The sequence below is a fragment of the bacterium genome, assembly GCA_035527515.1.
In the GTDB taxonomy this organism is placed as follows: Bacteria; B130-G9; B130-G9; order B130-G9; family B130-G9; genus B130-G9.
Genome location: DATLAJ010000091.1, coordinates 31,521 through 43,189 on the forward strand (window position 1 = coordinate 31,521; position 11,669 = coordinate 43,189).

Sequence of the window (11,669 nt, forward strand, 5' to 3'; positions counted from 1 at the left end):
AATCGAGGGGAGATAGGCGACTTGTTCTACCATCTCATTCTGCCGTTGCAAAGGTATTTCACGCCGCTGAACGTTTTCAGGTACATCACATTGCGAGGGGCAGGGGCCCTAGTAACCTCACTGTGCCTGTGTCTCATCATGGGACCATTTGTCATCCGCCGGCTCCAAAGGTGGGGCCTTACGCAGTTCATACGCGACGATGGCCCTCGCGCACATCTTGCTAAGAAGGGCACGCCGACTGCAGGCGGCATCATGATCGTCCTCAGCGTCGTCATCTCCGTGCTGCTTTGGGCAGACCTCGGCAACATATATGTATGGATAACGGTCGGAGCACTCGTCACATACGGGCTTGTGGGGTTCGCCGACGATGTCCAGAAGACGATTAGAAAAAGCTCTAAAGGGCTCTCGGCAAAGTCCAAAATAGCCCTCCAACTTGGCATTGCCCTGGCGGTCGGCATCGCACTCATCGCATTCTCCGGGGAGCACAACGCAACCTCTCTTCAGTTCCCCATCACCAAACATGTAACTCCGAATCTCGGTTACGCATATCTCGTGGTTGTGGCGCTCGTTCTCGTCGCCACTACAAACGCTGTGAACCTAACAGACGGCCTCGACGGTCTCGCAACAGGCGTCTCGAGCATGACGATACTCACGCTTGGAGCGCTCGCCTACGTCGCCGGACACAGCATACTTGCCAACTACCTGCACACGATGTTCATCCAAAACAGCGGCGAAGTATCGGTCGTCTGTCTCGGTCTGTTCGGGGCTGGCCTCGGTTTCCTCTGGTGGAACACATTCCCGGCGGAGGTCTTCATGGGCGACACGGGCTCCATGGCCATCGGAGGGGCAATCGGCACCGTGGCGCTCCTGTGCAAGCACGAATTTCTGCTGCCGATCCTCGGCGGAGTATTCGTAATTGAGGCTATCTCAGTGATCGTCCAGGTGATTGGTTTCAAGTCAACCGGCAAGAGGGTTTTCCGCATGGCCCCGTTTCATCATCACCTAGAGCTAAAGGGGTGGCACGAGGCAAAGGTGGTCTCAAGGATGCTGATAATCTCGTTCATTTTTAGTCTCATCGCTATCGTTGTTGTTAAGGTCAAATGACACAGGGCTAATGCGTTACAAGGGCAGTTTCAAGGGGAAAGACGTAGTTGTATTCGGCCTCGGTTCGTCGGGGCGTGCCGCGGCTCAGGTACTCATTGGCCTCGGCGCCAGAGTATCCGTTGTGGACCAGGGTGAAAGCCCGGACTTGAGGGAACACGCGGAGTCGCTCCGTCAGATCGGTGCGAGGTGTTACCTGGGTATGGCCCCAGCCGAGGTCATGCGGTCTGCAAAGATGGTCGTTGTGAGTCCTGGCGTGCCGACCGCAATCGAGCCGCTCGAACAGGCGCGCAAGGCCGGCGCCTCGGTCATAGGGGAGCTTGAGCTGTCGTTCATGCTTTCAGACGCCGACTTCCTCGCGATCACCGGCACAAAGGGGAAATCGACCACTACACGGCTGCTACATCGAATACTAGCCGTCGCTGGGTTCGATGTGGTCGCTGGCGGGAATCTACCTGACGAGCCGTTGTGCGGCAAGGTTATGAGGCTTCTTTCAGGGGCCGCAGTTGTGGCGGAGGTCAGCAGCTTTCAGCTCGAGACAATTGTTACCTTCAGGCCCCGTGTCGCCTGCATCACCAACCTGGGCGTTGACCACCTCGACCGCTACTCGAGCCTCGAGGAGTATCACGCTGCAAAGCTCCGCATCTTCGAGAATCAGGAGGCCAGCGATGTTCTCGTGCTCAATGCCGGGGACGCACGGCTTGTGGAGCTAGCGCGTGGGGTCGCCCGTTCTGTTGTATGGTTCGGCATGGGTACCCCCGATAAGCTGGACGGTGTGTTCCTGACGTCGGAGGAGATCATCTGCGTCCGCGAGGGCAAGAGTTCTCCGGTCCTTAAGCGCAAGGACATCACGCTACCCGGGCTTCATAACCTTGAAAACGTGATGGCGGCGGCAGCGATGGCTATCGCTAGGCGAGTCCCGGTGGATGCGATAAGGGAGGCACTGGACGGGTTCAAACTTGCGCCTCACACACTCGAGGTCTTCGCCATGTTTGAGGGGATAACCTTCGTAGATGACTCCCACGCGACGAACACCCTAGCGGTTACGAAGGCGCTCGAGGCGTTCGAGGGGCCGATTATCCTGATTGCTGGCGGGCGAGATAAGGGCTGCGACTGGGCAGAGATTCTCGAGGCAGCTAGGGGCAAGATCAAGACAGTCATAGCGATTGGTGAGGCAAGCTCGAGGATCGCGGCAGCGCTTGGCAAGGACCTCCCAGTGCTGCTTAACGTGGGTGGTGTTGCAGACATCGTTGCTCAAGCTGCGTCGCTCGCCGCTAGTGGCGACGTTGTTCTGTTGTCGCCGGGGTGCAGCAGCTTCGACATGTTCAAGGACTTTCGCGATCGAGGGAACAGGTTCAAGAAGGCTGTTCTCGATTATCTCGAGGGGAGGGGTCATGGCGTTAGCCAGGTCAGATAGCATCTCCCGTCGATTGATGGGTCTGGACGGGGTCATCTTGTTGCTTGTTGGCATCCTGCTAGCGGTGGGAATCATAACCGTCTTCAGCGCAACGATGCTTCGTTCTGCGAATGACTACGGCACCCCTTACTACTATATTGTAAGACACGGCATATCAGTCGTGTTTGCGCTGTTGATTGGACTTGCGGCGGCGACCGTGCGGCTAGAGACCCTGCCGAGGTTGAGCTGGCCACTTATACTTCTGACAATCGTGCTGCTTGCGCTCGTCAAGGTTCCGGGCGTGGGCGTGACCCACAGGGGTGCAACAAGATGGCTCGACCTTTACTACTTCACGTTCCAGCCGAGCGAGCTGGCCAAGTTCACGCTTCCCCTGTTCCTTGCATCAATGATATGTGCCCAACAAAACAAGCGGCATGGTTCAGCAAGGGTCCTCACGATAACGCTGCCTGTCGTATTCCTCGTTCTTTTCCTCGTTGCTATTGAGCCTGATTACAGCACCACTGGCCTATTGGCGCTGGTCTGCGGCTCGATCTATTTCGTGGCCCAAAAGCGACTCAGACATATCGGAGCGCTCGCCGCTTTGGCGCTGTCAGCTGCCGCGTGTGCATATTATTACTCACATCACTTCAAGGACAGAGTGGATGGTTTTGCGTTCTATCTGTTGGACCCCACAAACATCTCCTGGCATCTCAAGCAAGCCTTCACCGCTATGGGCTCGGGTGGGCTGTTTGGTATGGGCCTTGGTAAGGGCATGCAAAAGCATCTCTTGCTTGCCGAGAGCTTCAATGACTTCGCCTTCGCGTCGCTCGCGGAGGACGGTGGGTTCGTGGCAGCAGTCATAGTTATAGCCCTCTTTCTCACGCTTACTAGCAGAGCCTTGATGCTCAGCATGTCGCTGGACATCCACTTCGCAAGGCTTCTGGGCTTCGGCCTTGCGACAAGCCTCGGGCTTCAGAGCTTCATGAACATCGCCGTTGTTCTGGGGCTTATGCCCACGACTGGTATCAGCTTGCCCTTCGTAAGTTACGGTGGGAGCGGGTTGCTAGCAAACATGATAACGGTGGGCCTCTTGCTGTCGGTCATCAGAAGTCGCGCAGAAGGAAAGCGAAAATGATGTTCGCAGGGATCAAGAAAATCCATTTTGTCGGAATTGGCGGCAGCGGAATGAGCAGCATTGCCGAAGTGTTGCTCAGGCTTAACTACGAGGTCTCTGGCTCCGATATCGAGGATAGCGACCTGCTCCACCGGCTCTCGAACCACGGCGCGAGGATATCCATACCCCACGCAGCGGCCAATGTCGCTGGCTCCGATCTGGTTGTCTTCTCAAATGCGATCGCGAGAGATAATCCTGAGCTCGTTGCGGCAAGAAAGGCCAGCATCCCCATCATACCGCGAGCGGAGATGCTTGCCGGGCTGATGCGGATGAACAAGTGCGGCATCGCGGTGGCCGGGACCCACGGCAAGACATCGACTGCGAGCATGATCGCCGAGGTCCTTAAAACGGCTAATCTTGACCCGACAGTCGTGATCGGTGGCATCGTCAGCGACGTGGGCAGCGGTGGCCGGCTGGGCGCTGGGGACGTCCTGGTAGCCGAGGTGTGCGAATCTGACGGCACAATACTCAAGGTCTCCCCGACGATTGGCGTCATAACCTCGCTTGAGCGAGAACACATGAACCACTACGCAAGCGAGGAGGAGCTCTTCAGCACCTTCGTGGCATTCGCCAACGAGGTCCCGTTCTATGGGACGATTATCGTGTGCCTCGATCAGCCGAACCTCAAGGCGCTCATCCCAAGGATCAAACGCCGGCTGGTTACCTATGGTCTTAGTGCCGAGGCCGACCTCATGGCCCAGGATATGGCCTTCGAGAGCTTCGTGAGTCGTTTTGATGTTTACAGGCGGTCTGGCGGAGGGCGTCAGCGGTTGGGCCGCATCGAGATTCCAACGCCCGGGATGCTTAGCATCTATAACGCCCTGGCTGCAACTGCTGTTGGGCTGGAGCTCGGTATCGATTTCGACGTCATCAGAAAGTCGCTTGCGAAGTTCGTCCGCCCCAAGAGGCGCTTCGAGCTCAAGGGCATGGTGCATGACATAATGGTGATCGTTGACTATGGGCACCACCCAACTGAGATAAGGGAGACGCTCAAGGCGGCAAAATTAGGCTGGCAAAGAAGGCTCCTGGTCGCTTTCCAACCGCATCGCTTCACAAGAACACAGGACCTTCTTAAACGATTCTTCACCGCGTTTGGGGATGCCGACTTCCTGATTATCACCTCGATCTATCCGGCGGGAGAGAAGCCAATTAAGGGGGTCAGCGCGCGGCTCATTCTTGAGGGCGTGAGGCGAGCGGGGCACAGCTCGGCGCATTTTGTCAAGGAGATGACCCAAGCGGCCCAGCGCCTCGTGAACGAGGCGCGGCCGGGGGACATGATCATCATCTTGGGGGCAGGGGACATCTACAAGATAGGCGAGGTCGTTCTTAGTGGACTTCAGCAGAGATTTGGGGGGGAGGGCTGATGGCGCAGGCAAGCATCGGGGCAGCAGGTTGGAGAGAGAATCTGTCCGGGCTATGCACCCAGGTGGGGTGCCATCCCATCTGGGATGAGCCACTGAGCATGCACACGTCCTTCGGGGTTGGCGGGCCGGCCGATGGATTTGTCGAGCCTGCAACGGTTGAGCAGTTGGCGGCGCTCGGCGAGTTCTGTGGGGCCTACTCGGTGCCGCTTTTCATACTTGGCAACGGGACAAACGTGATTGTAAACGACAGGGGCTTCCGAGGGGTCGTAGTGACGCTGAAGAGGCTTGAACACGAGGCCAACGCGACGACCGATGGAGAGTTTATCCGCGCCGGCAGACCCCTCGCCGCCCTTGTTAGCTCTACTGTCAAAAAAGGCCTTTCGGGCCTAGAGCCCTTGACGGACATCCCAGGCACTGTGGGAGGCGCTGTGTTTCTGAACGCGGGGGCGTTCGGGCGTTCGGTCTGGGACTGCCTCGAGAGGGTCTGGCTCATGTTCGGGGATGGCGGCATTGAGGCTTTCCAAAGCTCCGACTTCCAGTCGTCCTATCGCGATTCAGGCATCATCCCGGGCGAGATAGTGCTTGGAGCGACGTTTCGACTGCAGGAGTGCGATCCCAACGAGGCAGCCGAGGCGGTTCGGGGTTACTCACAGCGCCGGGCTGAATCGCAACCGCTCTCTCACAAGAGCGCCGGATGCGTATTCAAGAATCCCGCCGGCCTTAGCGCCGGAGAGCTCATCGAAAAGGCAGGGCTGAAGGGGCGTAGCGTTGGCTCGGCAAGGATATCGAATAAGCACGGCAATTTCATCCTTAATGAAGGTAGAGGGTTGGCGGCGGACATCCTGTCGTTGATTAGGCTTGTCAGGGATGAGGTCAAGAGATCGACCGGGGTGGTGCTCACAACCGAGGTGCAGGTCCTTGGCGAATATGGGTTGATGGAGGTTTGAGGCTGTGTCTATTGGGGTCAGAAACGAACTCGTAGAAGGCGGAAGGATGAAGGATGAAGGATGAAGGCGAACTGACAACTGACAACGGGCAACCGATGACTGGCGACTGCCAACTCGCAAGGTGATTAGATGAGAATCAAGCGGATAGAAGCCGCGCGGCAACGAATCGATTTCTGCTATAGACCGCCCTTGCCCAGGCCGCCCGTGAAGAAGCGACACAGCCGCACCTGGCCAAAGGGTATAGCGAGCTTGGTTACCGTTGGGGCCGTTGGAGGAGCGCTTGTGGGGCTGATGCTCTTTGCACCGACAAGGGCTGTCCTGGGGAAACTCTTTGACTCTTTATTCTCCGTTCGCCAGATACTGATCGAGGCGCCGGGCGACATCGACACCACCCAGGCGGCGTCCAGCTGCTTGGGCAACATTGGGCGATCGCTTCTCGACGTTTCGGTCGGGGACATGAGAAGCGAGTTTGCGAGTATGCCATCGGTGAAGAGCGCAACGGTGAAGAAGCTGTATCCCTCGACCCTTGTAGTGAACGTTCAAGGCCGGAGGGCGAGGTTTGTGACGGAGCTTAAGGGCAGAGGTTGGGGCCTTTCTGACGACGGCGTCCTTGTGCCTTTGCCAAGTGAGCTAGCGGCGGCCGGACTTCCCTCTTTGCAGGGGCTCACGTTCAGCAACGTTGGTCTTGGTGGCAAGGTGCAGGAGGAGTTTCTCCCAGACCTGGTCTCGCTGTGCGATTCGCTCTTAGCTTTGGGCTATCTAGGCCCTCATTCGCGGGTGGAGGTCGTTGACCAGATTGAGGTTCGTGTGTGGCCCCACGCAGGTGGTACGGCGCTCGTTTTCTCGCTGGATGCATTCAATGGACAGATACATAAGTATGTTATGGCAAAAGACTACGTCGCTCGTCAAAAGGGAGAATTCCGGTCAGTGGACCTCAGATTCAGGGGCCAGATCATCCTAAGAAAAAAGACCTGAGAGGATTGGAGGGAGAATGTTCGGTCGAACGCCGCGGATTGTCTCGGCCCTAGATGTAGGTTCAGAAACAACACGGGCTGCTATCGCCCAGATAGTAGAGGAGGATTTGGAGCTGGGGGATGATGAGGTGAGCACTGCGCCGCTGAAGATCATCGGCGTGGGCGAGGTGAGAACCAGGGGTGTCGAGCGGGGAGAGTTCGTTGACATCAGCAAGGTCGCAGACTCGATCAGGACAGCCACCGAGCAGGCCTCGGTGATGGCATCGACCGGGGTCAAAGATGTTGTCGTATCCTTGAACGGTCGGCACACACGCTCGGTCGATAGCGTGGGAACTATATCGCTCAGTGGGTCTTCCTCGTCCAAGGACACCTGCGCCATGCGAGCAATCGTCGAGAGCGATCTTCGCCACGCGCTTGAAGACGCGAAGTCCGTTACGGTTCACTCTGATGAGAGAATGCTGCATACGATTCTCCAGGATTTCGCGGTCGATAGCCGCAAGTTCATCAAGAACCCAGTCGGCAAGACAGGACAAAGGCTCGATGCGCACGTGAAGGTGATTCTGGCGTCCCAGAGCGCCCTGAACGATCTGGAGTGTGCCCTCGGGGAGGCGCATCTTTCGGCTAGGCTTGTTATGTTGGAGTCCCTGGCTTCCGCTAGAGCGTGCCTCACACCTGACCAGATGGAAGATGGTGTCCTGCTGATAGATATTGGGAAGGGCACAACGGATGCAATCATCTATTTCGGTGGGTCTCCACGATACGTCAGCTGTGTGGCTATGGCCGGTGGATTCGTCACCAGGGATGTGGCGCACTGCCTCGGTTGCGACATGCGCAGTGCGGAAGAGGTCAAGCTCAGCACCGGCCGCGCTTCAAAGATGCCTCGCCCGACAGAGGGGCGCCTCGAGTCATTGGTCTCGGAGGTCGAGGAGACCACGGCCGACCCGAAGGTTGTCAGGGCAATGTCGTCCAGAAATGCTGAGATACTCCTCACGCTCAGAAACGACATTAGGCGGACGGACGCAGAGCAGTTCATCAAGCGCGGCGTGGTTCTGACCGGCCGCGCCTCGCAAGACTCGGGCCTTTGTGGGCTGGCGTCGTACATATTCGGCATGCAGGCGCAGACAGGCAAGTGCGCCGATACCAGGTCTTTCGACGGGGCTCTGGACGACCCAGGCTTTGCGAGCGTGATGGGGCTTTTGTCGTTCGGCTATGAGCGGGCGGCCGGTGTTAGCAGCTTTGCGGGGCAAGAACGCTCGTTCCTCAGTCGGGCGTGGAACGCTTTGACCTGTAAGAACATATTTTTGACTTAATTTGGAGGTAAGGAAGAATGGGAAGCATAGTAGAGATTGTTCCGCCAGGGGTCTCATTTCCTATTAGGACACTACCGTTGTCGGTCAGGCAGGAATGTCCGTTTGTGTGGTTTGCCAGTGATGAATGTGATGCTCCGCAGACGAAGGTCCTCGTCGCGGGTGTCGGCGGCGACGGCTGTAACACAGTGGAGCAGATGCAAAGCATGGCTCCCTCATCGCTCGATTTCATCGCTATCGATACTGACTACATGTCTCTTGAGCGGCTCACGATCGAGTGGAAACTCCTGCTTGGTAAGCACACAGCTAGGAGCATAGGCAGCGGAGGCAATGCTGACCTCGGCAGAGCCGCCGCGGAGGAGGCATCTGAAGAATGGGCCGACAAAATCGCCAACTATGGGATGGTGATCATCGTGGCAGGCATGGGAGGCGGCACTGGGTCCGGGGCGGCAGCTTATCTTGCGAAGATGGCGAGAGATATGGGCGTGCTAACGGTCGCGGTTGTCTCCTCACCATTCGAGTATGAGGGCCGTCAGAAGGCCGATAGCGCCAGCGAGGGAATAGCAAAGCTCCGCTCCTCTGCTGACAGCATCATCGTCATTCCCAACGACAGACTGTTCTCGCTGAGCGACCGGCTGACCTACTACGAGGCGCTCAAGCTGCGTGATGACCAGCTGGTGCGCATCATAGGAAGTGTGACGGACCTCGTCCTGCGTCCTGCGAGAATGTCGATAGATTTTGGCTCTATAAGGGCGGTAATCGAGGATGGCGGGATGATGGTGGTTGCACAGGCGTCTGCGTCCGGCGAGGGCGTGGTTGATGAACTGCTCGAACAGCTGCTCCACAAAAACCTCATCGATCACCCGCCCATGGATGCAGCCCAGGCGGTGCTTCTTGTTACAACGCTCGGCTACAAGGTTACCGCTTCCGAGGACACTGAGCTCAAGTCGAGGATATCGCGCGTTGTCAGTCCTATGGCCAAGGTCTTCTGCGGCACAAGGCTTGAAAAGGGAGCTGGCGATAGTGTTACTGTAACGCTGATAGCGACCCACTTCGATGAATTGCCAGAGCCCCAGGCAGAGGTGATAGAGCTCGAGAGGGTGTTCACGATCGAGCAGATTAACAGCGCGGGACCCTCCCACAGGATATACACACCGTCCTACTTGCGGCTGAAGGCGCCGTCCGAGAGCAATGGTTAGAGTTCGATGAGGTTTTCTATGCCTAGAGCCCCGAAACCCATGAACATTGAGCAGGCTCGCGAACTATTCTCCGGCTACGCCAAGCAGGCTCTCAACATGGGCGCCCTTGATGCCCTCATCATCCCAGTCGAAGGCATAGTCTTTGACCATAGGACGATACTGAAGTGTATGTATGGGTGCTCCGGCTGGAACAACAGCTGGGTCTGCCCGTCCGCGCCAAAGGCCCTGATGCCCTGGGACGCCGAGCCCGTGCTAAGAAAATACTCGTGGGCGCTCCTAATACACGCCGACAATCAAAAGGACAACCAGAACATCTCCTTCGCGATAGAGAGCCAAGCCTACGTCGATGACTACTACTTCGCATTCAGCCTGAGCGATTGCACGATATGCGAGACGTGTGCTTTTCAAATGGACAAGCCATGTGTTGACCCTGTCCGGGCGAGGCCTGCAATGCAGGGGATGGGTATAGACGTCTTTGCCACCGCGCGCGGACTGGGCTTACCCATAGAGACCTTGAAGCACCCAGGCGGGTCGGAGAAACAGAACTGGTATTCGCTTGTATTCATCGAATAGGTCTCAACGGGGTATCGCACACAGCTTGCCACACTGCGGGAGGATATCGGGGTGTTGAAGCCGAGGCCACTGCCGCCGGGTGGCACCGTGGGGATAGCCGCCCCCTCGGGACCCGTTGATGAGGTCTCGATACACAAGGCAGCGCAATTCCTGACCCAGCGCGGCTATCGCGTCAAGCTTGCTACGCATCTGTTTGAGGCGCACGGATACCTCGCGGGAACTGACAAGGAGCGCGCCTCGGACATGAACGCGATGTTCGCCGACCCAGCCGTTGATGCGATCATCCTTGCCCGAGGCGGCTATGGGTGTGCGAGGCTGCTTGATCTCATTGATTATGATCTCGTCAGTCAGAACCCCAAGCCTCTCATTGGATACAGCGACGCGACGGCGCTTCAACTGGCGCTTCTTGCCCGCTGCAATCTAGTCACCTTCTACGGGCCGGTCGCCTCGATTGACCTCGCTGGCCGGAGCGCCTCAATGGTCTTTGGCCGGATGCTGCGTGCACTTGAGGCCCGTCCGGGTGCACGACTGTTCTCGGAGACCCCGGCTAGTAGTATCGAAGCGCTCTCTGCCGGTCAGTGCACCGGAAGGCTTATCGGGGGGTGCCTATCGGTCCTTGTTTCGCTGCTTGGGTCGGACTACTTCCCGGATACCCGAGGCGCCATTCTCTTCTTGGAAGATGTCGATGAGCCGCCATACAGGATCGACCGCTACCTAATGCAGCTTGAGCTCGCCGGGGTCCTCTCGCACGTTGCAGGCGTGTTGCTGGGCCGCTTCGTGCGATGCTACCCGCGCGGGGGCAAACCTTCGCTTTCTCTCGGAGACGTTTTTAAGGAGAGGTTCGCCGGCAGGCTTTACCCAGTCCTTTCCGGCCTCCCATTCGGCCATATTGCTCGGAAGACCACTGTGCCGCAAGGGGTCATGTGCGCGCTAGATACTAACCGAGGGAGAATCGAGTATGCTGGCTCGTGCTGTAAGATGAGTGAAGGGGTGAGATAGCCTGCGGTTCCGCACGAGATAGACCCAGAGTTTGACTCCTTGAGGGCCGCGGCGCAGTGTATGTGGTTAGTTTAAGGTCGATGGACCGAGCTCAAGCTGCCTATGATTGATAGGGCAGTGTGGGAACATCGGAGAAATGGCCGTTCCTTGTGAAAACTGGGATTCGCTGGGCGACAGCAGCGTGTAACAATGAAAATGGAGGGCGGAAAATGCAGCATTTGAATCTTCTCGTCGTAGTTGCCGTATGCTTGTCCTTGGTGGTCGCCATTCTTCCGGCTGCGGATTACTATGTCGATTCAAACGACGGAACTGACGCAAACACCGGCGCATCGCCGCTTGCGCCGTGGAAAACGATCACTCACGCATTGTCTTCTGTAAGTGGCACAGAGGGCGGTCCTGCTACGATTCACATAGCCGCCGGGACCTATTCGCCCTCGGCCAGCGGCGAGAGTTTCCCACTTCAGATGAAGTCCTATGTATCGCTTTTAGGCGATGGGGCCGACACAGTAATACTCGACGCCCAGGAAACCGCATATCACGTCATCTATTGCGCCCAGGCGGATAGCCTCACGATTGAGGGCCTAACGGTTACGGGCGGAAGAGCAAACGGTTCTGGAACCGACGGCAAGGGCGGT

At 57.5% G+C, this 11,669-nt stretch carries 11 protein-coding genes; all 11 read left to right on the forward strand.

Going from position 1 to position 11,669, the window contains the following annotated elements; genetic code table 11:
- Positions 1–21: 21 nt before the first annotated feature.
- Positions 22–1,104: a phospho-N-acetylmuramoyl-pentapeptide-transferase gene (mraY, locus tag VM163_06795; GenBank protein ID HUT03579.1), complete on the forward strand. Its 1,083-nt coding sequence runs from the start codon at positions 22–24 to the stop codon at positions 1,102–1,104.
- 10 nt (positions 1,105–1,114) lie between these two features.
- Positions 1,115–2,518, forward strand: a complete 1,404-nt coding sequence (gene murD, locus VM163_06800; protein HUT03580.1) for a UDP-N-acetylmuramoyl-L-alanine--D-glutamate ligase — start codon at positions 1,115–1,117, stop codon at positions 2,516–2,518.
- On the forward strand, positions 2,496–3,632 hold the full coding sequence (locus VM163_06805; protein HUT03581.1) for a putative peptidoglycan glycosyltransferase FtsW: 1,137 nt from the start codon (positions 2,496–2,498) through the stop codon (positions 3,630–3,632). Before murD ends, VM163_06805 begins: the two co-directional genes overlap by 23 nt.
- Entirely contained in the window at positions 3,632–5,035 is a 1,404-nt protein-coding gene (gene murC, locus VM163_06810; protein ID HUT03582.1) for a UDP-N-acetylmuramate--L-alanine ligase, read from the forward strand. Before VM163_06805 ends, murC begins: the two co-directional genes overlap by 1 nt.
- Entirely contained in the window at positions 5,035–5,982 is a 948-nt protein-coding gene (gene murB / locus VM163_06815) for a UDP-N-acetylmuramate dehydrogenase (protein ID HUT03583.1), read from the forward strand. Before murC ends, murB begins: the two co-directional genes overlap by 1 nt.
- Positions 5,983–6,111: 129 nt before the next feature.
- On the forward strand, positions 6,112–6,957 hold the full coding sequence (locus VM163_06820) for an FtsQ-type POTRA domain-containing protein (protein HUT03584.1): 846 nt from the start codon (positions 6,112–6,114) through the stop codon (positions 6,955–6,957).
- A gap of 16 nt (positions 6,958–6,973) precedes the next feature.
- Positions 6,974–8,266 (forward strand): cell division protein FtsA, encoded by a 1,293-nt coding sequence (ftsA, locus tag VM163_06825; GenBank protein HUT03585.1) that lies wholly within the window; start codon positions 6,974–6,976, stop codon positions 8,264–8,266.
- 17 nt (positions 8,267–8,283) lie between these two features.
- Complete coding sequence (locus VM163_06830; GenBank protein HUT03586.1) at positions 8,284–9,462, forward strand: cell division protein FtsZ; 1,179 nt, start codon at positions 8,284–8,286, stop codon at positions 9,460–9,462.
- Positions 9,463–9,480: 18 nt separating this feature from the next.
- Positions 9,481–10,035, forward strand: coding sequence for a DUF2284 domain-containing protein (locus tag VM163_06835; protein HUT03587.1), 555 nt, complete (start codon positions 9,481–9,483; stop codon positions 10,033–10,035).
- A gap of 51 nt (positions 10,036–10,086) precedes the next feature.
- On the forward strand, positions 10,087–11,034 hold the full coding sequence (locus VM163_06840; GenBank protein ID HUT03588.1) for an LD-carboxypeptidase: 948 nt from the start codon (positions 10,087–10,089) through the stop codon (positions 11,032–11,034).
- Between the two features lie 209 nt (positions 11,035–11,243).
- The coding region (locus tag VM163_06845) for a DUF1565 domain-containing protein (GenBank protein HUT03589.1) at positions 11,244–11,669 on the forward strand (426 nt) is incomplete at its 3' end.

What these genes read in the sequence shown, in the direction of transcription:
- murC (HUT03582.1), top strand. Translation starts at nt 3,632, where the DNA reads ATGTTCGCAGGGATCAAGAAAATCCATTTTGTCGGAATTGGCGGCAGC.
- murD (HUT03580.1), top strand. Translation starts at nt 1,115, where the DNA reads ATGCGTTACAAGGGCAGTTTCAAGGGGAAAGACGTAGTTGTATTCGGC.
- VM163_06805 (HUT03581.1), top strand. Translation starts at nt 2,496, where the DNA reads ATGGCGTTAGCCAGGTCAGATAGCATCTCCCGTCGATTGATGGGTCTG.
- murB (HUT03583.1), top strand. Translation starts at nt 5,035, where the DNA reads ATGGCGCAGGCAAGCATCGGGGCAGCAGGTTGGAGAGAGAATCTGTCC.
- VM163_06835 (HUT03587.1), top strand. Translation starts at nt 9,481, where the DNA reads ATGCCTAGAGCCCCGAAACCCATGAACATTGAGCAGGCTCGCGAACTA.
- VM163_06830 (HUT03586.1), top strand. Translation starts at nt 8,284, where the DNA reads ATGGGAAGCATAGTAGAGATTGTTCCGCCAGGGGTCTCATTTCCTATT.
- VM163_06820 (HUT03584.1), top strand. Translation starts at nt 6,112, where the DNA reads ATGAGAATCAAGCGGATAGAAGCCGCGCGGCAACGAATCGATTTCTGC.
- ftsA (HUT03585.1), top strand. Translation starts at nt 6,974, where the DNA reads ATGTTCGGTCGAACGCCGCGGATTGTCTCGGCCCTAGATGTAGGTTCA.